Below are 23,514 nucleotides of genomic sequence, written 5' to 3' on the forward strand. Positions count from 1 at the left end.
CGCGGGCTTCCATGCGATTGTCAGGAGAAGTCCAATCATATCCCGAACTCTCGCGGCGCTGCTCGCCGCGACCGCGTGCGCCGGCTCCGCCGTCGCGCAGACAGCCACGACCACGGCGGTCGAGGCACCACTAACGCTCGACGACGCGCTTGCGTCCGCCCGGGCAAACTCACCCGGCGTCGACGCCGCGGACGCAGGCGTCCGTGCGTCGGTCGCCGCACGCACCGTGGCGGGCCTGCGTCCAAATCCATCGGTGCAGGGCCAGCTCGAGAACGTCGGGGGCACCGGCGCCTATCGGGGATTCGCCGGGTCGGAGACGACGGTTGGTTTCTCGCTGCCGATCGAGACCGGTGGTAAGCGGTCGGCGCGCGTCGCCGTCGCCGACGCCCGCATCGACCGCTCTCGCATCGTGTCGGTGGTGGCGCTCGCCGACCTGGAACAGCAGGTGACCGAGCTTTACGTCGAGGCCGTCAGCGCCGAACGCCGACTGCGCGTTGCGCGCGAACAGTCGGACATCGCGGTCGAGGGCCTGCGTGTCGCCCGCGACCGCGTCATGGTCGGCGCCGCCTCCCCGATCGACCAGCAGCGTGCGGACGTGCTCGCGATCAACGCCAGGGCGGCGGTCGAACGCGCGGAGCGATCCGTCGAAGTGGCCCGCGCGAACCTCTCGCGCGTGATGGGCCGTCCGGTGACCGGGCCTCTCGACATGGTCTGGTTCGACGGCGTGTCGGGTCCCGGCCCGACGCTCACCCCGAGCGCCGATGGCACCCTCGCCCTCGCGCTCGCCCGCGCCGACGTGACGACGGCCGACGCACAGGTGCGCCTGGCCCGCGCCAACCGGATCCCGGACATAACGCTCAGCGCAGGTGCCCGGCGGCTGCAAGCGACGCGGGACACGGCCGCCGTCGTCGGCATCTCGATCCCGCTCCCGCTGTTCAACAACGGCAGCGCGGCGATCGGCCAGGCCAAGGCCGAACGCGACCAGTTCGCGGCCCAGCTCCGCCTCGCCCGCCTCGATGCGGACCGGGCGATCGCCAACGCCGTGGCGGACGTGGCCAACGCTGCCACGAGCGCCCGCGCGGCCAACGGCCCAGCGCTGGCCGCCGCGCTGGAGGCCGCCCGGATCGCGAGGATCGGTTACGGGCAGGGCAAGTTCGACCAGATCGAGCTTCTCGATGCCGAACGGACGCTCGCCGAGACGCGGGCCGCCGCGATCGATTCCCTCGTCACCTACCATAACGCTGTCGCCCGCCTGCGGAGGCTGACCAGTCCCGCGCCGACGACCAACCCGACCGGAGATCCCCGATGACCCTGACAAACAATCGCCTGCTTGGCGGCGCCGCCGCCGTCGCGCTCCTCGCGTCGGGCGGCGGCTTCCTAATCGCCCGCATGACGGCGCCGACACCCTCGGTGGCGACGGCCGAGGCGCCGACGAAGAAGGCCGATGCCCCTGCCGATACGGTGACCATGGACGAGACGGCCGCTAAGACGGCCGGCATCGTCACCGAGACGGTGAACGCCGGCGGTCTGTCCGCCGAAGTCATCGCGCAGGCCGCCGTATCGGCATCCCCGACGGGCGAGGCGATCATCACCGCACGAGCGGGCGGCGCCGTCGTGCGCCTGCTCAAGCGGCTCGGCGATCCGGTCCGCGCCGGCGAGGCGCTCGCCATCGTCGAGAGCCGCGACGCCGCGCAGTTCGCCGCCGACCGCAAGGTCGCGGCGGCCCGCTCGACGCTGGCGCAGAAGGGACTGGCGCGCGAGCGCTACCTATATGAGCAGCGCGTATCCTCGCGCGCCGACTTCGAGCGCGCCCAGGCCGAGGCTGCCACCGCAGCGGCGGAAGCGGAGCGGGCCCGCAACGCGGCAGGCGCCGCCAATGTCACCAGTGACGGTCGCGGCGTCGTGGTGGCGAGCCCGATAACGGGCCGCGTCACGGCGATCGCCGCCAAGCTCGGCGCCTTCGTCCAGCCCGAGACGGAGCTTTTCCGGATAGCGGATCCGCGCCAGGTCCAGATCGAGGCATCGGTCGGCGCCAACGACGCGCAGCGCCTGACGGCCGGCGATCGCGCCATCGTCGAACTGCCTGACGGAAGGACGCTGGAAGGTCGCGTGCGCGCGGTGACGCCTGGGCTCGCCAGCGAAACCCGGACCGCGACCGCCGTGGTCGACGTGTCCGGCAGCTTGCAGCCCGGCCTGGCGGTGCGCGTCCGGCTCATTCCGAGCCGCGGTGACGTATCCAACGCGATCGTCGTGCCCGACGAAGCGGTGCAGTCGTTCGAGGGCCGCGACGTCGTCTTCGTCCGCACCGGCCAGGGATTCCGCGCCCAGACGGTGACCATCGGTCAGCGCAGCAACGGCCGCGTCGAGATCCTCAAGGGCCTGAAACCGGGCCAGCAGATCGCCACCCGCAACGCATTCCTGCTCAAGGCCGAACTCGGCAAGGGCGCAGGCGAGGAGGAATAATCCATGATCGCCAACCTCATGGCGCTCAGCGTGCGCGCGCGCTGGGCCGTCCTCATGATATTCCTCGTCGTGGCAGGCCTCGGCGTCTGGCAGCTGACCAAGCTGCCGATCGACGCCGTGCCCGACATCACCAACAAGCAGGTCCAGATCAACACGATCGACCCCCGGCTGTCGCCGGTCGAGATCGAGAAGCTCGTAACCTACCCGGTCGAGATCTCCCTTGCCGGTATCCCCGGCCTCGAAACCACGCGCTCGATCTCGCGCAACGGTTTCAGCCAGGTCACGGCAATCTTCACGGATTCGACCGATCTATACTTCGCCCGCCAGCAGGTCGGCGAGCGGCTGCGTCAGGCGACTGAGAATCTGCCTGACGGTGTCCAGCCGCAGATCGGGCCGGTGACGACCGGGCTCGGCGAGATCGTCATGTATACGGTCGGCTACAAGAACCCCGACGGCCGCGGCGCCAAGCGCGTCGCCGGTCAGCCCGGCTGGCAGCCTGACGGCAGCTACCTCACGCCCGAGGGGGAACGGCTGACCGACGCCGTCGCGAAGGCCGGATACCTCCGCACCGTCCAGGACTGGATCGTCAGTCCGCAGCTGCGGGCGGTCAAGGGCGTGGCGGGCGTCGATTCCATCGGCGGCTACGCGAAGACGTTCGTGGTCGAGCCCGACGCCACGAAGCTGGCGAACTTCGGCATCTCCTACAGCGAACTCGGCCAGGCACTGCAGGATGCCAACCTCGCGGTCGGTGCGAACTTCTACAACCGCGGCTCGGAGGCGTATCTCGTCCGGGTCGATTCCCGCGTCCGCTCGGTCGAGCAGATCCAGAACGCGGTGGTCGCGACACGCGGCTCCGTCCCGGTGACCGTCGGCCAGGTCGCCAACGTCCGCATCGGCGGCGATCTGCGCACCGGCGCGGGCAGCATGAACGGCCAGGAAGCCGTCATCGGCACCGTGCTGATGCTGATCGGCGAGAACAGCCGCGTGGTCGCGGAGAACGCGTCCGCCAAGCTGGACCAGATCACCAAGTCGCTCCCGCCCGGCATCGAGGTGAAGGTCGTCCTCGACCGCGCCAAGCTGGTCAGCGCAACCGTCGCGACCGTGCAGCGAAACCTTACAGAAGGCGCCATCCTGGTCGCCGTGGCGCTGTTCCTGCTCCTCGGAAACTGGCGTGCCGCGCTGATCGCCGTCCTCGTCATACCCTTCTCGTTCCTGATGATGGCGATGGGGATGAACGCCTTCAAAGTGCCCGGCAACCTGATGAGCCTGGGGGCGCTCGACTTCGGACTCATCGTCGACGGCGCCGTCATCATCATCGAGAACTGCCTGGCGAGACTTGCGCACAGACAGGAACACGAAGGCAGGCTGCTATCGATACGCGAGCGGCTCGAGGAGACGATGCGTGCCGCGCAGGAGATGATCAAGCCGACGGTGTTCGGCCAGGCCATCATCCTGCTCGCGTTCGCACCGCTGCTCACGTTCACCGGCGTCGAGGGCAAGACGTTCTCGCCGATGGCCATCACCATCATGCTGGCGCTCGTCGCGGCGTTCGTGCTGGCGATCACACTGGTCCCAGCCCTCGTCGCGATCCTGATCCGGGGCCGCGTCGCCGAGAAGGACGTGTGGCTGATCCGCAAGTCGAAGGAGCGCTACCTGCCGCTGCTCGACAAGGCGATCGCTCGCCCATGGCCGTTCATCCTAGGGGGGCTCGGGTTCTTCCTGCTCGCCATCCCGGCGTTCGGCCTGCTCGGGTCCGAGTTCATCCCGCAGCTCGACGAGAAGAACCTGGCGCTGGCGTCAACCCGCGTGCCGTCGGTGAGCCTCGAACAGTCGCTTGCCATGCAGCGCCGTGTCGAGGCGGCGGTCAAGGCGCTGCCCGAGGTCGAGACGATGTTCTCGAAGACGGGCACCGCCGAGGTGGCGACCGACCCGATGCCACCCAACGTGTCGGACGGCTTCGTCATCCTCAAGCCGCAGGAGGAGTGGCCCGCCGGCGTCAAGACGAAGGCGGACGCGATAGCCAGGATCGAGAAGGCGTCGGGCGGACAGCTTGGCAACCTTTTCGAACTCAGCCAGCCGATCCAGCTCCGCTTCAACGAGCTGATAGCGGGCGTGCGCGGCGACGTCGCCATCAAGCTATACGGCGACGACCTCGACCTGATGTCGCGTTCGGCCGACGAGATCGTCCGCACGCTGCAGACGATCCCCGGCGCCGCCAGCGTCAAGGCCGACCAGGTCGGCGGGGCGCCGACGCTCGACATCCAGCTCGACCGGGTGGCCATTGCGCGGCTCGGCCTGACCGTGAAGGAGGTCGCCGACACGGTGGCGGCGGCGCTCGGTGGCCGAGATTCCGGGATCGTCTATGAAGGCGACCGGCGCTTCGACGTCACCGTGCGCGTCCCCGACGTCACGCGGACCAGCCTCGACGACATCCGCGCCCTCCCCGTGCTGCTGCCTGCAGCGGAAGGGCGTCCCCGCGCACAGATACCGCTGTCGCAGGTGGCACAGATCCGGCTCACCGAAGGGTTGAACCAGATCAGCCGCGAGAACGGCAAGCGCCGCGTCGTCGTGCAGGTCAACCTGGCGGGCCGCGACGCCGGTTCCTTCGTCGAGGAAGCGCAGGCCAAGGTCGCCAAGCTGAAGCTGCCCGCCGGCTACTACCTGGAATGGGGGGGCCAGTTCGAGAACCTCCAGGCGGCGTCGCAACGCCTCTCGATCGTGGTGCCGCTGTGCTTCGCCGCCATCTTCGGGCTCCTCTACATGGCGCTCGGCACACTCGGTCGGGCGACGGCGGTTTTCCTCGCCGTTCCGCTGGGCCTCGCCGGCGGCGTGTTCACGCTGGCGGTGACGGGGATCGCGTTCTCCGTGTCGGCTGCCGTCGGGTTCATCTGCCTCGCCGGCGTCGCCGTCCTGAACGGGCTGGTCGTCATGTCCGAGATAAGGCGCCGAAGCGAGGAAGGCCTGCCGCTGGTCGATGCCATTAGGGAAGGCATGCGCGAGAAGATGCGCGCGGTCGTGATGACCGGGTTCGTGCCCGCGATCGGGTTCGTGCCGATGGCACTCGCACACGGCACCGGCGCCGAGGTCCAGAAGCCGCTGGCCACGACGGTAATCGGCGGACTGGTCGCGGCCACGATCCTCACGCTGCTGGTGCTGCCGGCGATCGCCAAGGTGGTGCTCGGCACCATCGAGCGGCGGCGGTCGGCCGCCCGCGAAGAAACGACGGAGGTCGCGTGATGCGGAGGGACGACCCGAAGCGGGAAATGAGAGGAGAAACGTCATGTCTCTGGTGAAGTCGGTCGCCGCGGGCGCCGCCATCTCGCTGCTCATCGCCAACGTCATGCACCAGGAAGCGGTGAGCGAGGGTGGCGTCCTCGGCGGCACCCACTTCACGGTGCTCGACCAACGCGTCGCCTGGTCGTGGACGATCTTCGTGATCGCGACGGTCGTGATTTGGCTGCTGTTCAAGGCGGTCGATGCCGGATGACCGCTTCTCACGATCCAAAAGGAGACCAGACGATGACCAAGCAGATGATGCTGCTCAGGATATACACCGACGAACGCGCCTATTCGGGCGATCGCAAGGTTTTCGAGCTCGTCGCCGAGCGGGCACGTGACGCCCAGCTGGCCGGCGCGACGGTGGTGGAGGCGATGCTTGGGTTCGGGCGGTCCGCGCACATGCACCGCCGGCACATCCTCGAAAGCGAGCGCTCGATCCTCATCGAGATCGTCGACGAGGATTCGAACCTGCGGACCTTCATGGCCGGTCTACGCGACCTGTCCGGAATCGGGCTGATGACGCTCGAGAAGGTCGAGGTCGTGACGCCCGCCGAGGACCCGCCCGAATGACCGGACCCGCCGACAACCAACATCCGACGGAAAGCAAAACCCATGACCGATACAGACGACCGAACCACCGGCATGCCCTGCCCGACCTGCAAGGTCGACCTCCTCCTTTCGGAGCGGCAGGGCATCGAGATCGACTATTGCCCCAAGTGCCGGGGCGTGTGGCTGGACCGCGGCGAGCTCGACAAGATCATCGAACGCAGCGCTGTCGAGGACGCGGAACGCGGCCGGGGAGCGCCGCGTGACGCCGGTCCCGGCTACCGGCAGGACGGCCCTTTCGGCGGCAATGACCGCCACGGCGGGGGTCACGGTGGCGGAGGCCACGGTGGCGGCAAGCACTACGGCAAGCGGCACGGTGGCTTCCTTGGCCGCCTGTTCGGTTGAGAAGAGGCGAGCATGGCCGGACCGACGCCGCGTCGGCCCGGCCCCGACCGACACCAGAAAGGAATAGGACGATGAGCAGCGACGCGAAGGACCGGCCCGATCACGGCGACGATCACGCCGGTCACGGCCATGCCGGTGACGACCACGCCGGTCACGATCATGGCGCACTCGGGCACAGCCACGCGCCCGCCAGCTTCGGCAAGGCGTTCGCGATCGGCACGGCGCTGAACGTCGCGTTCGTCGCCGTCGAGGCCACCTACGGGTTGATCGCCGGGTCGATGGCGCTGCTGGCCGACGCCGGGCACAATCTCAGCGACGTGCTCGGCCTGCTCATCGCGTGGGGCGCGGCGACACTGGCGAAGCGCAGGCCTAAGGGCCGCTACACCTACGGCCTGCGCAGCTCGTCGATCCTCGCGGCGCTGCTCAACGCCCTGCTGCTGCTCGTCGCGATCGTCCTCATCGCGGCCGAGGCGATCCGACGCTTCTCCGAGCCCGCCCCGGTCGCGGGCGTGACCGTGATGATCGTCGCGGCGGTCGGCATCCTGATCAACGGCCTGACAGCGATGCTCTTCATGAGCGGCCGCAAGGGCGACCTCAACATCCGCGGCGCCTTCCTCCACATGGCGGCCGACGCGGCCGTGTCGGCGGGCGTGGTGATTGCCGGACTCGTCATCGTCCTGACCGGCTGGTCGTGGGTCGATCCGGTGGTCAGCCTGCTGATCGTGGTCGTCATCGCCATCGGCACCTGGGGCCTGCTGCGGGACTCGGTGATCATGAGCCTGCACGCCGCTCCCGCGGACCTCGACCCCAAGGTGCTCACGGCCTTCCTGGCCGGGCAGCCTGGCGTCAACGCCGTGCACGACCTGCACGTCTGGCCGCTGAGCACCACGGAGACCGCGCTGACGGCGCACCTCGTGATGCCGGCGGGATATCCAGGCGACCAGTTCACGGCCGACCTCGCAGCGACGCTGAAGGAGCAGTTCGGCATCCACCACTCCACCGTGCAGATCGAGACCGACCCGAACGCGGACTGCGTGCTGAAGCCGGACGACGTCGTATGAACGCGCGAGGTACTATGAACAGGAAGGGACCGAGATGACCGGATTGATAAGCACGATCATACCCGTGCTGGCGGTGCTGCTGGGCGCCCTGGTCTCGGTATGGCGACGACCCGGCGAGGCCGTCGTGGCCGGCGTCCAGCACCTCGCTGCCGGCGTCGTCTTCGCGGCCGCCGCCGCCGAGATCCTGCCGCAGGTCCTCCACGGCGGGTCGCCGGCGGCGACGCTGATCGGCGGAGCGGTCGGAGTCGTGGTGATGCTGGGGCTGAAGGCAGCGGGGTCGAAGATGACCGGTCCGGTGGCCATGCTCGGCGCCGTCGGGATCGACATCCTCGTCGACGGCCTCGTGCTCGGGCTGGCCTTCGTCGCCGGCGAGAAGGCCGGGCGCCTGCTCACCATCGCGCTGACGCTCGAGGTGCTGTTCCTCGGGCTGACGGTGACCGAGGCCTTGCAGGATCGAATCCGCTCGAAGGTCGCGATCATCGGCGCCACGCTCGGCATCGGCCTGCTGCTTCCCGTTGGCGCGCTCATCGCGACCCCGGTCGCGACGCTGTCGCCGGCTATGATCACCGCGTTCCTCAGCTTCGGCCTGATGGCCCTTCTCTACCTCGTCACCGAGGAGTTGCTCGTCGAGGCGCACGAGAAGCCGGACACGCCGCTCATCAGCGCAATGTTCTTCGTCGGGTTCCTCGGCCTTCTGCTCATCGAGGAGCTTTCCTGACGATCCGTCTAGCGGCGGCATCTAGGGAAAAACCCGGCCGTCGTGCCCCCGCGCGCTGCTTCCCCCTAGGCGCGCGGGGGCGAAATCAACATCCGCCCAGGCACGAGGGGAACGCACAGAGCGCCAGGCTAGCGCGTCGCAAGCGCCGCCTGCCAATCGGAAGGAGTTGACCATGCCCGACGACAACCGGCGCTCCACGGAGGCGGATGATCGCGCCTATTGGCGAAGGCGCGCAGACCAGCATGCGGCGATGGCCGCTCGTGCCGCGGCTCCCGAAGTCGCCGCCGTCCACCGGGCGATCGCCGAGGCCTACAGCACGCGTGCCGATGCGGCCGCCGCTCCAAATCCCAACCTGCCGTCCGGACGAGACGGTAATGGTCCGCATGGAGTTTGAGCCTTGTCGGTGGATGGCCAAAATCTGACGATGACTCGACTGGCCGGCTTCGTCGCGCCCGCACACACCACCGCGGATGGTGGACGCCCATGCTGCCGCTGACCGTAACCAGTATGTGGGAGGTGCTGGGCCACCTGGCTTCGCTCGCAATCGCCTACATCTTCGCCTTTCCCATCGGCTGGGACCGTGAGCGGGAAGAGCGGAGCGCGGGCCTTCGCACGTTCCCCCTCGTCGCGCTCGCAAGCTGCAGCTTCGTCCTGGTCGCGGTGAAGGTGCTGGGCGCCGAATCCCAGAGCCAGGCACGGATCCTGGAAGGCCTGCTGACAGGCGTCGGGTTCATCGGCGGCGGCGCGATCCTGAAGCACGGCGGCAAGGCATCCGGAACGGCCACCGCCGCAAGCCTGTGGGCCACTGGCGCGCTTGGCGCGGCCGTAGGCTACGGCCTCTACGACATCGCGGCGATCGTCGGCCTGGGGACATTCCTGACCCTCCGCTCGTCACGCGCGATCAAGTCGGCGTCGGGTGCGCGTGCCGACGAACCATAAAGTTGGGGAAAGGCGCCTGTCCGCCGACCATCAACCGTAACTGACGGTCTAGTCACCCTGTGGAGTGTCTTCCACGCTATCGCGGCCGTCCTCGTCGGGACGAGCTGGCTGCTCGGGGTTCTGATCGTCCCCGTCAGGCACTGAATCCGGGTGGGGATCGGGCGGTGCGCTGGCCATGACATCTCTCCTCCTGCTCTGACCGACTAACATCACTCGCGCCTCGGGGTTCCCGATCCCCGGCCAGCCGAACGAAGCATGGCCGATCCCACGGCTGAAGGCGCCCCGGGATGACCCTTCCAGCGTAAGGGAAAAGAAACCCGGAAGGTCGATGACTGCGGTTGTCATCGGAGATTGGAAAAATGCATCAAGAACTAGCCGACACCGAGTTTTACCGCGTCGTCGTCGACCCCGGGAATTCCCTCTGCGTCATGCTCACGACCACGCAATCGGTGAATACGACTTCCGAGCCCGCCGCGCCGCTGTGGCGATGGGAGCTTCCTGACGCCCCGTCGATGGCGGCCTTGTTGGATTGGATGGAAGTTCGTCGCGATCGCTGGCAGGAATGGGGATCGCTCGCCGAGCATCTGGGGCCGGGCGAGTTCCACATGCACATGCTCAAGCGCATGCAGACCGAGCCAGTGATTGGTAATGCGGAGCAGCGAATTTAGTCGGTCGATCCGCCGATACGTCGAATTGCGAGACCCCGGGTCGGCCGCGCGTGGCTGGCGCAGGCCAACTGCCGCCCTTATCGTGAGCACGTGAACCGATCGCCCGAGCAGTGGAAGCCACCGGCGGAACCCGAAGCGCCGTGCCCATGCGGGCGGGGGCGTCGATTCGGCGAATGCTGCGACGTCCCAGGCGGCCTGCCCGTGCTGCGCTATTCATCGCTCCGGCCGCCACCACCCCGGACGGGTCTGTCGAATCCGCGCTGCTACATGCGTTCGACCCGCGACTGCTCGACGCAGATCTCCGGCGAGCATTACATCTCGGCCGCCATCCTCGCCGAGTTCAGTGAACTACGGACGTCCGGGCTACCGTTCTTCGGCGATGGTGAGACACGGGTCGGCCGCAATGCACTGCGTTCGAACATCCTATGCACGAGGCACAATTCCGCACTGTCCCCCCTCGACCAGGAAGGGCACCGCGCCCTGGTCGCGATCCGCGACGGGCTCAACCACGTTTGGCGCCGCTCCCTTTCGCGCAAGACGCTGCACAGCATCATCAGTGGCGAGGCGCTGGAGCTGTGGGCGATCAAGACCCTGATGGGGCTGCTCAAGGCCGATGTCGCCCGCACCGACGGCCGGTCGACCGCCGACGCGTTCACCGTTGACGATGCGCTCGTCGCGGACGTGCTCACGGCTGGCAGGCTCCCTCCGGGCTGCGGGCTCTACGTCGGGCAAGACAGCGACCTGCTGCATGACACGATCGGCTTCGCGCCGATCACGCACCAAGCTGGCGGCCGCGTCTCCGGGCTTCGCGTCAGCTTCCTCGGTATCGTGCTCGACTTCCTGTTCGATCCCCAGGTTGCGCAGGCACTGGCGTTGCGCGACGACCCCCACTTCCAGCCGTCGATCATCGATCTCGACGGCGGTGTCAGGCGCGCCCGTATCATCCTGACGCGAGGGCAGAACGGGCGCGAGCCGAACGTGTTGACGCTCCGTCTGCGGAGGGCGACCGTTTCCGAAGCGGATGCCGAAGGCCTCGCGCAAAGGTTCGCCCGCCGTGAATTCGAGCAAGTGCGGCCAGCCGGAACGAGCGGCCGCCAACGCTAGGGTAGAGGGCGGCGTGTTCCGGTCTTGCGGCTTGGTAAAGGGAGCCGGCCGCAAGGATTTAGACCAGTCCGTAGACCCCATGCTTGGCGTCTCCAGTGTCCTCCCAGGGAGAGGGGAAAAGCGCTCCGCTTATGTGCGGGCTAAGGAGACAAGAAATGTTCGACGAGAACGGTGAACGTCACATCAGGGCTTTTATCAGCGCGATGAAGTGCGTCGCGGATCCGCATCGCGCACTGCAGGCCGATCAGAATTCGCCGGTCGTGGTAACTGGCGGGTCGCCGCTCAACCTCATCCAGTTGGCCCAGTTCGCGCGGTCCGCCTCGGAAGTGTTCGACGCCGATGTCATACACCTCGAATTCGAGCCAGGTCGCGAGGCTGAAGGTCCGCAGCGCATCGCCGTCGGCATGTTCCGCGACGGGATCGCCCAGGTGAAGTCGGATTGTCAGGTCTGGGCCGACCCGCGCGGTCGCCCATTCCTGCTTGCCAGGCAAGGACAGAAGATGGGCTTGGCGAGCTTCGATCCGGAAGGCATGGACTATCGGCCCGGGCGGCCGAAGTCTGACGTCGCCAAGGGCCTTGCCCGGGGCGCGAAGCTCCTTCGGCAGCTCGCGGCGAACGACCTCGCTAAGCCGATGGCCAAAGCTGCTTGACCTGTTCAGCCCGCCCCGAAGCCGGGGCGGGCGCCTACCGCCCGAGCTGCGGATCGATCGGGGACTCGACTCCAACGCCGGTATGGAACATTAAGGGAACGAACACGACTCGATGAACCGTATGTCCCGGCTACACAGCCTCCGCGCGTCGATTGACGACGTCGCAAAAACCTTCGACGCCGATCCTGGCGAGCTGTTCTCGATCCCGGCGGACGTGACCGAGGGAGAGAGCGGCGTCGTCATGTTCGAAACCGGTGGACGACGCCGCCTCAGGATGATGCGGTGGGGATTCCCAAGACGCATCCGCGACGCGCGGAAGGTCGGCATGGAGGCGGACATCATCGGCCTGGTCGCCGACCTTACCAACCCGATGTGGGAGCAGACCGTCGTGGATCCCCGCTACCGCTGCGTCATCCCGATCACGCACTTCGGCAATCCTGAGGGTGACGCCGGCGCCAAGACCCGGGCCTGGTTCTCGGTGAAGGACCAGCCGATCATGGCGTGGGCCGGGTTCTGCAGGAACATCCCGGACGTCGGCCCCTGTTACGCGGGCATGACCATGGAGGCTAACGCCGCCATCCCACCCACCAACGACCGCATGCCCGTCTTGCTCGAGTTCGACGAGATCGACACGTGGCTGCACGGCACGATCCAAGACGTGATCCGACTCCAGTTCCGCCCGCCGTTCGCGGCCGACCGCATGGATGTCATGCACACCGACGACGCATGGCGGAACGGTGGGCCTCCACCCTCGTTCGCCCAGATGCCGCTGATCTAAGCGGTGCATCGTGCAGTGCCCAGTGAAGGACCACAGATGCCAGCAGTGAACGTCAACGACGCATGCCAGGAGGAGCTCGACGCGGTCGAAGGCCTGCGCGGCCACGGCTATGAGATCGTCCGCTACCGCGAGGACCGCGGTCGGTTCCACAGCCTGCGGCAGCTCGAAGAGGTTCCAGGCCTCGCAGGCAAGCTCGACGGCGCGACACTCGCCGGCCTCACTGTCTGACGGGTCGGAGCGACGTGGATCCGGTCACGGCGCGGGTGCCGCCCCTACCCCCATCTCGCGTCGCCGCGCTCACCGCCTGGCGCGAGCGGAACCCGTCGATGATCGTCGGCGAAGGCGCGCTGCGCGAAGCGGCGGCGTGCGCGACGCTCGTCGAATCCGCCGACGGCCCACGTTTTGACGACTCGTTCGCCGAACTGGTCGAGTTCATCGCCGAGTTGCCATTCTGATGCTCGACCTGTTCGACGCCCCCGTCCTGCCCGGCATCGCCACCGTGGCGGACATCGTATCGCCCGACGAGGAAGCCGCCCTCGTCGCAGCGATCGATTCCGAACCCCTGACGCCATTTCAGTTCCAGCAATGGGAGGGGAAGCGGCTGACGCGCAGCTTCGGTATCAAGTATGACTTCCAGACGGGGCGGGTCAGCCGCGGCGACCCTCTTCCGGATTGGCTTGCCGGCCTGCGCAACCGGGCCGCGACGTTCGCCGGCGTCGAACCCTGCGATGTCGCTCAGTGCCTGTTGATCAGATACGATCCAGGCGCCGGCATCGGCTGGCACCGCGATCGGCCTGCATACGGCCATGTCATCGGCGTCTCGCTCGGCGCGCCGGCCGCGATGCGGTTCAGGCGGCGCGTCGGCGGCGGGTTCGAACGAGCCTCCCTTCCCCTCGATCCGCGCGGCGCCTACCATCTGTGCGGCGAGGCGCGGCACGATTGGGAGCACAGCATAGCCGAGATGGAACGGACGAGGCATTCGATCACGTTCCGCACGCTGTCCGGCGAAGGGCGTCGGCGGGCCGCAAGCCTAGACTGACCGGTTGGTCCCTTCCGCGATTTCCCGTTGCCCCTTTCGCCGACCGCCATGGATTGACGGCATGTGCAACCTATACACCGTCCGAAAGTCCGCCGCCGAGGTGGCCGCGCACTTCGGCGTCGCCAACCCGGTCCAGTCTAACGCCGGTGAGGAAGTCTATCCCGGCACGCCCGGCGTCGTCGTCCGCGAAACCGCAGGTCAGCGCGTCGCGCAGTCGATGACGTGGGGCTTCCCGCTGCGCCTCAAGACGATGAGCCCGACCGCCAAGCCGAAACCCGTCAACAACATCGCGGATCTCCGCAAGGGGATGTGGATCGGCCTCGCCCGAAAGCCCGAATGGCGCTGCCTGATCCCCGTCACCGAGTTCGCCGAGGCCGAAGGTGAGAAGGGCTCGAAGACGCGGACGTGGTTCTCGGTGAAGGACGAGCCGATCTTCGCATGGGCTGGGCTATGGCGCGACAGTGCGGAGTGGGGCCCGGTCTATTCCGGCGTGATGACCGATTGCAACGAGGCGATCCGGCCGGTGCACGACCGCATGCCCGTGCTGCTCCACCGCGACGAATACGACCAATGGCTGCACGGCGGCTTCGACGACATACTCGCGTTCCAGGAACGATGCTTTCCCGACGATCTAATCGTCATGAACCGAACCGACGAGCCGTGGGTCAAGAGGCGTGCCGCTGCAGCCGAGGTGCCGCTGATCTAACCGCTCCGCCGCTTGCGCGCGGATCGCTTCGCCTTCCCATCCGCGAGATCGATCCATACGGGCGCGTGGTCGCTGGTCTTCTCCCAACCGCGCACGTCGCGATCCACCTGCGCGTCGACAAGCCTGTCGGCGAGCGCCGGGCTGAGCAGAAGATGGTCGATCCGCAGGCCTGCGTCGCGGCCATATGCGTTCCGGAAGTAATCCCAGAACGTATAGATCGTTTCGTCTGGATGCATCACGCGCAGGGCGTCAGTCCACCCCTGCCCCGTCAACCGAAAGAACGCGTCACGCACCTCGGGCGCGAACAGCGCATCGTCCAGCCAGCGCTCCGGCTTATAGACATCGCGTTCTGTGGGCATGACGTTGAAGTCGCCCGCGAGCATCACCGGCAACCCCGATTCGAGCAGGCCAGCGGCATGCTCGATCAGCCGGTCGAACCAACGCAGCTTGTAGTCGAACTTCGGTCCTGGCCGCGGGTTGCCCTTCGGCAGGTATAGTCCACCGACCAGGATGCCGTTGACCGCCGCCTCCACGTAGCGGCTCTGCGCCGGGTCTGGATCGCCCGGGAGGCCGCGCCGCGTCTCCTGGATCTCGCCCACGCGACTGAGGATCGCGACGCCGTTCCAGCTCTTCTGACCGTGCCAGAGCGCATCGTAGCCGAGGTCGCGCATGGCGGACTCGGGAAACCGATCCTGCGGCGCCTTCAGTTCCTGCAGGACGACGACGTCGGGTTGCCGCTCGGCAAGCCACCGCAGCAGCACCGGCAAGCGCCCGTTGACGCCGTTCACGTTGTAGGTCGCGACCTTCATGGGACCTAGACTCGCGCCTGCGCCAACCGTTCCAACCCTCGCCCGACCTCGTAGCCAGTTGACACGATCGGCCGCGAAGGAACAAACAGGGAACGAATCAACCCGCTCATGAGTCGTTCGATGCCATGCACCAATCCGCCGTCCTCGATGATCTGCGTGCTCGCATCGCGTGCATCGAGGGGACTAGCGCAAGGCACGGCGTGGTTCCGTTCGGTGTCACCGAATTGGACGCTCGACTTCCCGGTGGCGGTATTGCGACAGGCGCTCTGCATGAGGTCGCCGGCGGGGTCGAGCTTTCGGACGACGCCAGCGCGACGATCTTCATCGCCGGCATCCTCGCCCGCATCGAGGGGCCGGTCCTGTGGTGCCTGCGGTGGCGCGACCTGTTCGCGCCCGCGCTCCACCTTGCCGGCCTGCATCCCGACCGCGTGATCCACGTCGAGGCGGGCAGCGACACGAACGTCCTGCTCGCGATGGAGGAATGCCTGCGCCATCCCGGCCTGGCCGGCGTCGTCGGCGAAGTTGGCAAGTATTCGACGACGGCGTCGAAGCGGCTGCAGCTCGCGGCGGAGGGATCGGGCGTCGCGGCGTTCGTGTTCCGCCGCGCCGCGAAGGCCGACCAGATGGCCGAGGGGACGGCAGCCGTCACGCGCTGGCGCATCGCCGCGGCGCCGAGCGAGGATCTCGGCATCCCCAGCCTCGGCCGTCCGCGCTGGCGGGTGGAGCTCGAACGCGTCCGCGGGGGCAACCCGCACGCATGGATCGTGGAGGGTTGCGATGCGCAGGGTCGTATCGCTCTTCCTGCCGCACTGGTCGACCGACCGGCTACGCAGGAAGATTGCCAAGTCGCCGCCTGACGGCTTCGCCCTTGCCGACGGTCCGCTCGCGACCGCCGTCCCCGACCACGGCCGGCGCGTCGTAGCGGCGGTCGACGCGACCGCACGCGCGCAGGGCGTCACGCCCGGCATGACGGTCACGAAGGCCAAGACCTTCGCGCCGGACCTCCAGGTCGTCGATGCCGATCCGGATGCGGACGCGGAAGGCCTGCGTCGCCTCGCACTGTGGGCCGGGGGGCGCTACGCCCCGCTGGTCGCCCCCGACCCGCCCGACGGCATCTGGCTCGACGTCACTGGCTGCGCGGCGTTGTTCTCCACGGAACGCGCGCTGCTCAAGGACCTTCACAGGCGCATCTCGGCGTTCGGACTCACCGTCCAGATCGCCGTCGCCGACACCGCCGGCTGCGCACACGCCGTAGCGCGGCACGTGCCTGCCGGCAGACCGGTGACCGTCGAGCCGGGCGATGCGCGCAAGGCGATCTCGCTCCTGCCGATCGCCGCGCTCAGGCTCGACGCCCCGACCGTCGATGGCCTGCGCAAGCTCGGCTTCGAACGGATCGAGCAACTGATCGGCACGCCGCGAGCCCCGCTTGCAAAGCGCTTCGGGCGCGGTCTCCACCGGCGCCTCGACCAGGCACTCGGCAACCTCCCCGAACCCATCGAGCCCGTCTTCCCTGAACACCTTCCCCGCGCTCGGCGTGGGTTCATTGAGCCGATCGCGACGCCGGAGGCATTCGGCCGCGTCATCGCCGACCTCGTCGCCGACGCCGTCGACCAGCTGGTGCGCATCGGTAAGGGCGCGAGGCGGCTCGACTGCCTGTTCCACCGCGTCGACGGGCACGTGCAGGCCGTGCGCGTCGGCACTGCGACGCCGTCGCGCGACGCCGCCCACTTGGCCAAGCTGCTGCGCGCGAGGATCGAAACCGTCGAGCCCGGACTCGGAATCGAGGCGATGACGCTGGTCGTGCCGTTGGCGGAGGCGATGGCTGCGCACCAGGGCGAAGGACTGGAATCCTTCGGAAGACGGGGCCCCAACGTCGCCGCACTCGTCGACGCGCTCGTCAACCGGTTCGGCGGCGGCAGCCTTCACCGCACGGCACCGAGGCCGGGCGCGATGCCGGAGCGGTCGGTCGATCTGCCAGCCGCCCTCGCCCCGGCACGCGACGCCGCGTGGGCCGACGACCTGCCCCGTCCCGCGCGGCTGCTCGCGCGACCAGAACCGGTCGATGTGATCGCACTGCTGCCGGACGACGCGCCGCGCATGTTCGTCTGGCGCGGCCGCCGGTTCGCCGTCACCCGCGGCGATGGACCCGAGCGGCTGCACGGCGAGTGGTGGCGCGACGGCGGCGTCGAAGGTGAGCAGCCCTACACCGTGCGCGACTATTACCAGGTCGAGACGGCGACGGGAGGGCGATACTGGCTGTTCCGCCTCGGTGACGGGGTCAACCCGTCCACCGGGCCGATGCGCTGGTTCATCCATGGCGCGTTCGCATGACCGCGAACGAGCCCGCATATGTCGAGATGCAGGTCACGACGCATTTCAGCTTCCTGCGCGGCGCGTCGAGCCCCGAGGAACTGTTCGCCGCCGCCGCATTGCTCGGCCTTCCCGCGCTCGGCGTGGTCGACCGTGGATCGGTGGCCGGCATGGTGCGCGCGTGGGATGGTGAGAAGACGACGGGCGTCCGTGCCATCGTGGGGGCACGCCTCGACCTGACCGACGGCACGGCGCTGTGCGTATATCCGACAGACCGCGAAGCGTATGGTCGTATGTGCAGGTTGCTGAGCGTCGGCAAGACGCGCGGCGGCAAGGGCGCCTGCCATCTCGGATGGTCGGACGTCGAGGAATGGAACGACGGGCTGATCGCCATGCTGGTGCCCGACCGCGCCGACGCCGCAACCGAACAGGCATTGGCCACGACCAGACGGATCTTCGGCGACCGCGCATATCTCGCACTCACGGTAAGGCGCCGACCCCGCGACGCGATCAGGCTGCGCGACCTGGCCGCGATGGCCGCCAGTGCGCGCGTCCCGACCGTCGCCACCAACGACGTCCTCTACCACTCGCCCGACCGCCGCCTGCTGCAGGACGTGGTAACCTGCATCCGCGAGAAGTGCACGGTCGACGACCTCGGCGACCGACGCGAACGCTTCGCCGATCGCCACCTCAAGACGGCCGAGGAGATGGACCGGCTGTTCCGCCGCTACCTGAAGGACACGTCGCCGGTCGCACGCAGCGTCGAGATGGCGGACCGCTGCCGCTTCTCGCTCGCCGAGCTGCGCTATCAGTATCCCGACGAGATAAACGTGCCCGGCCGCACGCCCCAAGAGGAACTCGAGCGCCTGACCTGGGAGAACGCGCCGGTTCGTTATCCCGAAGGCATCGAGGGCAAGATCCGCACCCAGCTCGAGCACGAGCTGCGGCTGATCGGCGAGCTCGACTACGCCCCATACTTCCTGACCGTCCACTCGATCGTCGCCGAGGCCCGGCGGCGCGGCATCCTGTGCCAGGGCCGTGGTTCCGCCGCCAACAGCGCGGTCTGCTACGTGCTCGGCGTCACCTCGATCGACCCCGTCAGGTCGGAACTGCTGTTCGAGCGGTTCGTCTCGGCCGAGCGGCGCGAGCCGCCAGACATCGACGTCGACTTCGAGCACGAACGGAGGGAAGAGGTGATCCAGTGGATCTACGATACCTATGGCCGCACCCGCTCGGCGCTGACCGCCGTCGTCACCCGATACCGCGCGCGGGGCGCCGTGCGCGAAGTCGGCAAGGCGCTCGGCCTGAGCGAGGACATGACGGCAGGTCTATCATCGTCGGTCTGGAGCTTCAGCCGGGACGGCGTCGAGGAGAAGCACGCCGAGGAACTTAACATGGACCTCGGCGACAAGCGGCTGACCCTGACGCTAGATCTCGCCCGCCAGCTGATCAATACGCCGCGCCATCTGTCACAGCACCCTGGCGGGTTCGTGCTGACCCGCGACCGGCTCGACGAGCTGGTCCCGATCGAGCCCGCCGCGATGGAAGACCGGCAAGTCATCGAGTGGGACAAGGACGACATCGACGCGCTTGGCTTCATGAAGGTCGACGTGCTCGCGCTCGGCATGCTCAGCTGCATGCGCCGCGCGTTCGAATTCCTCGATCAAGACAAGGGCGTGACGATGGATCTCGCGACCATCCCTGCCGAGGATCCGGCGACCTACGCGATGATCCGCAAGGCCGACACGCTCGGCGTCTTTCAGATCGAGAGCCGGGCCCAGATGGCGTCGATCCCGCTGATGGCGCCGACCACGTTCTACGACCTGGTCATCCAGGTCGCGATCGTCAGGCCAGGCCCGATCCAGGGCGACATGGTTCATCCATACCGACGCCGCCGCGCGGGGCTGGAGGAGGTGACCTATCCGACCGAGGAATTGCGTAGGGTATTGGAAAAGACGCTCGGGGTGCCGCTGTTCCAGGAGCAGGCGATGCGCGTCGCGATCGAGTGCGCCGGGTTCACCGCCAGCGAGGCCGACTTATTGCGCCGTGCCATGGCGACGTTCAAGCTGACCGGCGGCGTCAGCCACTTCCGCGACAAGCTGATCGACGGGATGGTCGCGCGCGGATACGACCACGCATTCGCCGAGAAGACGTTCAAGCAGATCGAGGGGTTCGGTTCATACGGCTTCCCCGAGAGCCACGCCGCGAGCTTCGCGCTGATCGCCTACGCGTCGTCATGGATGAAGTGCCATCACCCCGATGCATTCTGTGCCGCGCTGCTGAACGCGCAGCCGATGGGATTCTACGCGCCGGCGCAGATCGTCCGGGACGCCCGCCAGCATGGCGTCGAGGTGCGGCCGATCGACGTCAACTCGAGCCGCTGGGACTGCACGCTCGAGCACAGCAACGGTCGCTTCAGGGCGGTGCGACTAGGGTTGCGCATGGCGCGCGACCTCGCCAACGCCGATGGCGCCGCAATCGTGGCCGCCCGGGGCGATGAGCCGTATTCGTCTGTCGAGGAAATCCAGCGCCGCGCCGGCGTCGGACGTGGGGCGCTCGACCGGATCGGCGACGCTGACGGCTTCAGCTCGATCGGCGCGAGCCGGCGCTCCGGACTGTGGGAGGTAAAGGGCCTCGGCGATGCTCCACTACCGCTGTTCGCCGCCGCCGACGAGCGCGACGGGCGGCTGCGACGCGAGGCCATTGAACCCGCTGTCAAACTTGCCGAGATGGGTGAAGGCGCGGAGGTGGTCGAGGACTATCGCGCATCCGGCCTGTCGCTGCGCGCGCACCCGTTGGCCTTCCTGCGCGACGAGCTGAGGGCCCGCCGGATGATCACGTGCGCCGAGCTGCGCGACGTGAAGGACGGGCGATACGTCGAGCTCGCCGGCATCGTGCTGGTCCGGCAGAAGCCAGGGTCGGCGAAGGGCGTGATGTTCATCACGCTGGAGGACGAGACGGACGTCGCAAACCTAGTCGTGTGGACCAAGATCTTCGAGGCCAACCGGCGGACAGTGCTCGGCGCATCGATGATGGGCGTGCGCGGACAGGTCCAGCGCGAAGGCGACGTGATCCATGTCATCGCGCGCCGCCTCGACGACATGTCGTCGCTGCTCGCGAGCGTTGGCGGGCGAGCCGACGTGGCCGACGTCTACCGCGTAAGCCGGGCCGATGTCGTGAAGCATGGCATGGGGCCCGACCCGCGAGACCCGGCTGAACGGCCTCTCGGCAAGGGCGCGCGTGACATATACATTGCCGACCTGCGTCTTGGCTCGGGAATTATCCCGGGTGAACCGGTGGAAGGCATCAAAATCAAGGCGAGAGACTTCCGATAAGCGCCAGGCGCCAAAGCACCGCGCGCGGTAACGTCGGGACAGGCTTGCGGCAGCCAAACCCATCGTATATTCCCGATGCATGAAAAACAGTGAAGCGCTCGCCGCGCTTGGCGCGCTGGCACATCCCACTCGTCTCGACGCGTTCCGCGAACTCGTTCGCCACGAGCCGGCCGGTCTCTCCACGGGTGCCCTCGTCGATGCGAGCGGCCTGACGCAGAGCACGTTCTCCACGCACCTGGCCGTGCTGGCGAAGGCAGGACTGGTGACGGCGGAAAAGCAGGGCCGCCAGCAAATCCAGCGCGCCAACATCGACACGCTCCGTGGGCTGATGACCTTCCTCGCCAAGGACTGCTGCCAGGGCCGCGCCGAACTGTGCGAGCCCCTCCTTGCCGAACTCGCCTGCTGCTGAAGGACCACGCCGTGACCGACGTCATCATCTACCACAACCCCGAGTGCGGCACGTCCCGCAACACGCTGGCGATGATTCGCAACGCGGGAATCGAGCCGCACGTGATCGAGTACCTGAAGACGCCGCCGGAGCGCGCGCTGCTCGTGCAGCTGATCGAACGCGCGGGCGTGACGCCGCGTCAGCTGCTGCGCGAGAAGGGCACACCCTACGCCGAGCTCGGTCTGGACGATCACGCCATCAGCGACGACGCGCTCGTCGACGCGATGATGGACCACCCGATCCTGATCAACCGCCCGCTGGTCGTCACGCCGGTCGGCGTGAAGCTGTGCCGCCCGTCGGAGGAAGTGCTCGACATCCTGCCTGAGCCGCAGCTGGGCGCCTTCACCAAGGAGGATGGCGAGCAGGTCGTCGGCACCGACGGCCGCCGCGTGTCGCCAGAATGAGGCGGCGCGCGCTCCTCGCCGAGGCGTTGGGCAGCCTGCTTCTGTTCACGGCCGTCATCGGCTCGGGGATCATGGCCGAGCGGCTCGCTGGCGGTAACGTCGCGATCGCGCTGCTGGGCAACACGCTGGCGACCGGCGCAATCCTGTTCGTCCTGATCACGATGTTCGGCCCGGTATCCGGCGCGCACCTCAACCCCGCCGTCACGCTCGTCATGCGGCTGCGGGGCCATCTCAGCACGCGCCTCGCGATCGCCTATGCCGCGGCGCAGGTGGCCGGCGGCATCGTCGGTGTCTGGCTCGCCCACCTGATGTTCGACCAGCCGATCGTCGAGCTGTCGTCCAAGATCCGCGGCGGCCCGGGTCAGCTCACCGGCGAGGCGGTCGCTACGTTCGGGCTGATCCTCACGATCCTGGGAACGACCCGCATGCGACCCGCCGCAGTGCCGGCCAGCGTCGCGCTATACATCACGGCCGCCTACTGGTTCACGTCGTCGACCAGCTTCGCCAACCCAGCCATCACGCTCGCGAGATCGATGAGCGACAGCTTCGCGGGGATCGCGCCGGCCAGCGTTCTTGCCTTCGTCGCCGCCCAGATCGTGGGGGCGATCGCCGCCCACCTTGTGGCGCACGCGTTGTTCGATGAACCTGCAGCGGCGACCGCATGAGCAGGGTCACGTTTTCCCCCCTGCCGAAGGGTCATCACGACGTCCTCCGCCTCGCGCTCGACGCGGCACGCCTTCCGACCGGCGACCTCGACCTGCCCTGCCGCGCGTTCTTCGAACTATCCGACGATCAGGGTCCGATCGGGTTCATCGGCATCGAGGGCGATGGCGCCGATCGGCTGCTTCGCTCGCTCGTCGTCCTGCCGAGCCGGAAGCGGCAGGGCCATGGCGGATTGCTGGTTGCCCATGCTGAAGCCCACGCTCGGCGCAATGGCGTGAAGCGGCTGCACTTGCTCACCACCAGCGTCGCCGACTTCTTCCGCGCCCGTGGATACCGGCCGGGCGAGCGCAGCGACGCTCCGCCGGCGATCGCCGGCACCGCCCAGTTCTCGTCGCTCTGCCCCGGCAGCGCCACCTACCTCGTCAAGGAACTCGCATGAGACGCCTCCGCGATCTCACCGATCCCAGCCGCATGCCGGCGCTCGACGCCGCCTTGGCCAAGCGCCGGCCGGCGCTTGGCATCGGCGACGACCAGCCGCCGCCGCGCATCCTGCTGCTCTACGGCTCGCTCAGGGAACGGTCATTCTCACGCTTGGCAACTGAGGAGGCGGCGCGGCTGCTCCAGTTCTTCGGCGCCGACACACGGATCTTCGACCCGTCCGACCTGCCGCTGCCAGACCAGGTCCCAAACGACGACCATCCTGCCGTCCACGAACTGCGCGAGCACGCTTTCTGGTCCGAGGGCATGGTGTGGTGCAGCCCCGAGCGCCACGGACAGATCACCGGTATTATGAAAGCGCAGATCGACCACCTGCCACTCGAGATGAAGGGCCGCCGCCCGACCCAGGGCCGCACGCTCGCAGTAATGCAGGTGTCGGGTGGGTCGCAGTCGTTCAACGCCGTGAACACGCTACGGCTGCTCGGTCGATGGATGCGGATGTTTACGATCCCGAACCAGTCTTCGGTCGCGATGGCCTACAAGGAATTCGATGAGGCTGGGCGCATGAAGTCGTCCAGCTACTACGACCGCATCGTCGACGTGATGGAGGAGCTGGTCCGCATCACGGTGCTGATGCGTCCGCACTCCGTGCAGTTGGTCGACAGATATTCCGAGCGGAAGGCCGCCGGCTTGAAGGCGGTCGCCGAGGACCATTCGGCGGTCGCAGTTGGAAAGTCGGATAGACCCTAGC

At 67.9% G+C, this 23,514-nt stretch carries 27 protein-coding genes; 26 read left to right on the forward strand and 1 reads right to left on the reverse strand.

Annotated features, from left to right (window positions below; translation table 11 throughout):
- Nucleotides 1-37 precede the first annotated feature (37 nt).
- The 18 genes from E7773_RS11600 to E7773_RS11685 all read left to right on the forward strand — a co-directional run bounded on the left by E7773_RS11600 (nt 38) and on the right by E7773_RS11685 (nt 14,356).
- On the forward strand, nt 38-1,309 hold the full coding sequence (locus E7773_RS11600; RefSeq protein ID WP_293992283.1) for a TolC family protein: 1,272 nt from the start codon (nt 38-40) through the stop codon (nt 1,307-1,309).
- Nucleotides 1,306-2,463 (forward strand): efflux RND transporter periplasmic adaptor subunit, encoded by a 1,158-nt coding sequence (locus E7773_RS11605; RefSeq protein WP_293991387.1) that lies wholly within the window; start codon nt 1,306-1,308, stop codon nt 2,461-2,463. Before E7773_RS11600 ends, E7773_RS11605 begins: the two co-directional genes overlap by 4 nt.
- Nucleotides 2,464-2,466: 3 nt before the next feature.
- A complete protein-coding gene (locus tag E7773_RS11610) occupies nt 2,467-5,700 on the forward strand; it encodes a CusA/CzcA family heavy metal efflux RND transporter (protein WP_293991390.1) in 3,234 nt (1,077 codons plus the stop codon).
- A 43-nt stretch (nt 5,701-5,743) separates the two neighbouring features.
- Entirely contained in the window at nt 5,744-5,950 is a 207-nt protein-coding gene (locus tag E7773_RS11615) for a hypothetical protein (protein WP_293991393.1), read from the forward strand.
- Between the two features lie 32 nt (nt 5,951-5,982).
- A complete protein-coding gene (locus E7773_RS11620) occupies nt 5,983-6,312 on the forward strand; it encodes a DUF190 domain-containing protein (protein ID WP_293991395.1) in 330 nt (109 codons plus the stop codon).
- Nucleotides 6,313-6,354: 42 nt separating this feature from the next.
- Entirely contained in the window at nt 6,355-6,693 is a 339-nt protein-coding gene (locus E7773_RS11625) for a zf-TFIIB domain-containing protein (protein ID WP_363130336.1), read from the forward strand.
- 71 nt (nt 6,694-6,764) lie between these two features.
- On the forward strand, nt 6,765-7,754 hold the full coding sequence (locus E7773_RS11630; RefSeq protein WP_293991396.1) for a cation diffusion facilitator family transporter: 990 nt from the start codon (nt 6,765-6,767) through the stop codon (nt 7,752-7,754).
- A gap of 34 nt (nt 7,755-7,788) precedes the next feature.
- Nucleotides 7,789-8,472 (forward strand): transporter, encoded by a 684-nt coding sequence (locus E7773_RS11635; RefSeq protein WP_293991397.1) that lies wholly within the window; start codon nt 7,789-7,791, stop codon nt 8,470-8,472.
- A gap of 172 nt (nt 8,473-8,644) precedes the next feature.
- A complete protein-coding gene (locus E7773_RS11640) occupies nt 8,645-8,866 on the forward strand; it encodes a hypothetical protein (RefSeq protein ID WP_293991398.1) in 222 nt (73 codons plus the stop codon).
- A 98-nt stretch (nt 8,867-8,964) separates the two neighbouring features.
- Entirely contained in the window at nt 8,965-9,411 is a 447-nt protein-coding gene (locus E7773_RS11645; protein ID WP_293992288.1) for an MgtC/SapB family protein, read from the forward strand.
- Nucleotides 9,412-9,770: 359 nt separating this feature from the next.
- Entirely contained in the window at nt 9,771-10,079 is a 309-nt protein-coding gene (locus tag E7773_RS11650; RefSeq protein ID WP_293991400.1) for a hypothetical protein, read from the forward strand.
- Between the two features lie 267 nt (nt 10,080-10,346).
- Nucleotides 10,347-11,183, forward strand: a complete 837-nt coding sequence (locus tag E7773_RS11655) for a hypothetical protein (protein WP_293991402.1) — start codon at nt 10,347-10,349, stop codon at nt 11,181-11,183.
- A gap of 155 nt (nt 11,184-11,338) precedes the next feature.
- Nucleotides 11,339-11,833, forward strand: coding sequence for a hypothetical protein (locus tag E7773_RS11660; protein ID WP_293991404.1), 495 nt, complete (start codon nt 11,339-11,341; stop codon nt 11,831-11,833).
- Nucleotides 11,834-11,945: 112 nt separating this feature from the next.
- Complete coding sequence (locus tag E7773_RS11665; protein ID WP_293991407.1) at nt 11,946-12,611, forward strand: SOS response-associated peptidase family protein; 666 nt, start codon at nt 11,946-11,948, stop codon at nt 12,609-12,611.
- 36 nt (nt 12,612-12,647) lie between these two features.
- Entirely contained in the window at nt 12,648-12,839 is a 192-nt protein-coding gene (locus E7773_RS11670) for a helix-hairpin-helix domain-containing protein (RefSeq protein WP_293991409.1), read from the forward strand.
- 98 nt (nt 12,840-12,937) lie between these two features.
- Entirely contained in the window at nt 12,938-13,066 is a 129-nt protein-coding gene (locus E7773_RS11675; protein WP_293991412.1) for a hypothetical protein, read from the forward strand.
- Nucleotides 13,066-13,650 carry an alpha-ketoglutarate-dependent dioxygenase AlkB gene (locus E7773_RS11680; RefSeq protein ID WP_293991414.1) on the forward strand — a complete coding sequence of 195 codons (585 nt, stop codon included), beginning with the start codon at nt 13,066-13,068 and terminating at the stop codon, nt 13,648-13,650. Before E7773_RS11675 ends, E7773_RS11680 begins: the two co-directional genes overlap by 1 nt.
- A gap of 61 nt (nt 13,651-13,711) precedes the next feature.
- Complete coding sequence (locus E7773_RS11685; RefSeq protein ID WP_293991416.1) at nt 13,712-14,356, forward strand: SOS response-associated peptidase family protein; 645 nt, start codon at nt 13,712-13,714, stop codon at nt 14,354-14,356.
- Here the strand turns inward: E7773_RS11685 and xth are convergent.
- Nucleotides 14,353-15,165, reverse strand: a complete 813-nt coding sequence (gene xth, locus E7773_RS11690; RefSeq protein ID WP_293991419.1) for an exodeoxyribonuclease III — start codon at nt 15,163-15,165, stop codon at nt 14,353-14,355. The genes E7773_RS11685 and xth overlap by 4 nt on opposite strands.
- A 125-nt stretch (nt 15,166-15,290) precedes the next feature.
- On the opposite strand from xth, the gene E7773_RS11695 reads away from it, so the two are divergent.
- From E7773_RS11695 to arsH, 8 genes are all read left to right on the forward strand, one after another.
- On the forward strand, nt 15,291-16,022 hold the full coding sequence (locus E7773_RS11695) for a damage-inducible mutagenesis protein (protein WP_293991421.1): 732 nt from the start codon (nt 15,291-15,293) through the stop codon (nt 16,020-16,022).
- Entirely contained in the window at nt 15,943-17,496 is a 1,554-nt protein-coding gene (locus E7773_RS11700; protein ID WP_293991423.1) for a DUF6504 family protein, read from the forward strand. The genes E7773_RS11695 and E7773_RS11700 overlap by 80 nt, the downstream gene beginning before the upstream one ends.
- The gene (locus E7773_RS11705) at nt 17,493-20,810 is read left to right on the forward strand and encodes an error-prone DNA polymerase (RefSeq protein ID WP_293991425.1); all 3,318 of its coding nucleotides are present in this window, start codon (nt 17,493-17,495) and stop codon (nt 20,808-20,810) included. Before E7773_RS11700 ends, E7773_RS11705 begins: the two co-directional genes overlap by 4 nt.
- Before the next feature lie 79 nt (nt 20,811-20,889).
- Nucleotides 20,890-21,219, forward strand: a complete 330-nt coding sequence (locus tag E7773_RS11710) for a metalloregulator ArsR/SmtB family transcription factor (protein WP_293991428.1) — start codon at nt 20,890-20,892, stop codon at nt 21,217-21,219.
- Between the two features lie 11 nt (nt 21,220-21,230).
- Nucleotides 21,231-21,662, forward strand: coding sequence for an arsenate reductase (glutaredoxin) (arsC, locus tag E7773_RS11715; protein WP_293991430.1), 432 nt, complete (start codon nt 21,231-21,233; stop codon nt 21,660-21,662).
- A complete protein-coding gene (locus E7773_RS11720; RefSeq protein ID WP_293991432.1) occupies nt 21,659-22,327 on the forward strand; it encodes an MIP/aquaporin family protein in 669 nt (222 codons plus the stop codon). Before arsC ends, E7773_RS11720 begins: the two co-directional genes overlap by 4 nt.
- On the forward strand, nt 22,324-22,764 hold the full coding sequence (gene arsN2, locus E7773_RS11725; protein WP_293991434.1) for an arsenic resistance N-acetyltransferase ArsN2: 441 nt from the start codon (nt 22,324-22,326) through the stop codon (nt 22,762-22,764). The genes E7773_RS11720 and arsN2 overlap by 4 nt, the downstream gene beginning before the upstream one ends.
- On the forward strand, nt 22,761-23,513 hold the full coding sequence (gene arsH, locus E7773_RS11730; protein WP_293991437.1) for an arsenical resistance protein ArsH: 753 nt from the start codon (nt 22,761-22,763) through the stop codon (nt 23,511-23,513). The genes arsN2 and arsH overlap by 4 nt, the downstream gene beginning before the upstream one ends.
- Nucleotide 23,514 lies beyond the last annotated feature (1 nt).

Source organism: Sphingomonas sp., from assembly GCF_004799495.1.
Classification (GTDB): domain Bacteria; phylum Pseudomonadota; class Alphaproteobacteria; order Sphingomonadales; family Sphingomonadaceae; genus Sphingomonas.

Coding starts and splice junctions, on each gene's coding strand:
- E7773_RS11625 (WP_363130336.1), top strand. CDS start 6,355: ATGACCGATACAGACGACCGAACCACCGGCATGCCCTGCCCGACCTGC.
- E7773_RS11630 (WP_293991396.1), top strand. CDS start 6,765: ATGAGCAGCGACGCGAAGGACCGGCCCGATCACGGCGACGATCACGCC.
- E7773_RS11650 (WP_293991400.1), top strand. CDS start 9,771: ATGCATCAAGAACTAGCCGACACCGAGTTTTACCGCGTCGTCGTCGAC.
- E7773_RS11695 (WP_293991421.1), top strand. CDS start 15,291: ATGCACCAATCCGCCGTCCTCGATGATCTGCGTGCTCGCATCGCGTGC.
- E7773_RS11605 (WP_293991387.1), top strand. CDS start 1,306: ATGACCCTGACAAACAATCGCCTGCTTGGCGGCGCCGCCGCCGTCGCG.
- arsN2 (WP_293991434.1), top strand. CDS start 22,324: ATGAGCAGGGTCACGTTTTCCCCCCTGCCGAAGGGTCATCACGACGTC.
- E7773_RS11710 (WP_293991428.1), top strand. CDS start 20,890: ATGAAAAACAGTGAAGCGCTCGCCGCGCTTGGCGCGCTGGCACATCCC.
- E7773_RS11720 (WP_293991432.1), top strand. CDS start 21,659: ATGAGGCGGCGCGCGCTCCTCGCCGAGGCGTTGGGCAGCCTGCTTCTG.
- xth (WP_293991419.1), bottom strand. CDS start 15,165: ATGAAGGTCGCGACCTACAACGTGAACGGCGTCAACGGGCGCTTGCCG.
- E7773_RS11700 (WP_293991423.1), top strand. CDS start 15,943: ATGCGCAGGGTCGTATCGCTCTTCCTGCCGCACTGGTCGACCGACCGG.
- E7773_RS11615 (WP_293991393.1), top strand. CDS start 5,744: ATGTCTCTGGTGAAGTCGGTCGCCGCGGGCGCCGCCATCTCGCTGCTC.
- E7773_RS11670 (WP_293991409.1), top strand. CDS start 12,648: ATGCCAGCAGTGAACGTCAACGACGCATGCCAGGAGGAGCTCGACGCG.
- E7773_RS11635 (WP_293991397.1), top strand. CDS start 7,789: ATGACCGGATTGATAAGCACGATCATACCCGTGCTGGCGGTGCTGCTG.
- E7773_RS11680 (WP_293991414.1), top strand. CDS start 13,066: ATGCTCGACCTGTTCGACGCCCCCGTCCTGCCCGGCATCGCCACCGTG.
- E7773_RS11660 (WP_293991404.1), top strand. CDS start 11,339: ATGTTCGACGAGAACGGTGAACGTCACATCAGGGCTTTTATCAGCGCG.
- E7773_RS11665 (WP_293991407.1), top strand. CDS start 11,946: ATGAACCGTATGTCCCGGCTACACAGCCTCCGCGCGTCGATTGACGAC.
- E7773_RS11610 (WP_293991390.1), top strand. CDS start 2,467: ATGATCGCCAACCTCATGGCGCTCAGCGTGCGCGCGCGCTGGGCCGTC.
- E7773_RS11685 (WP_293991416.1), top strand. CDS start 13,712: ATGTGCAACCTATACACCGTCCGAAAGTCCGCCGCCGAGGTGGCCGCG.
- E7773_RS11640 (WP_293991398.1), top strand. CDS start 8,645: ATGCCCGACGACAACCGGCGCTCCACGGAGGCGGATGATCGCGCCTAT.
- arsH (WP_293991437.1), top strand. CDS start 22,761: ATGAGACGCCTCCGCGATCTCACCGATCCCAGCCGCATGCCGGCGCTC.
- E7773_RS11675 (WP_293991412.1), top strand. CDS start 12,938: ATGATCGTCGGCGAAGGCGCGCTGCGCGAAGCGGCGGCGTGCGCGACG.
- E7773_RS11705 (WP_293991425.1), top strand. CDS start 17,493: ATGACCGCGAACGAGCCCGCATATGTCGAGATGCAGGTCACGACGCAT.
- E7773_RS11620 (WP_293991395.1), top strand. CDS start 5,983: ATGACCAAGCAGATGATGCTGCTCAGGATATACACCGACGAACGCGCC.
- E7773_RS11655 (WP_293991402.1), top strand. CDS start 10,347: ATGCGTTCGACCCGCGACTGCTCGACGCAGATCTCCGGCGAGCATTAC.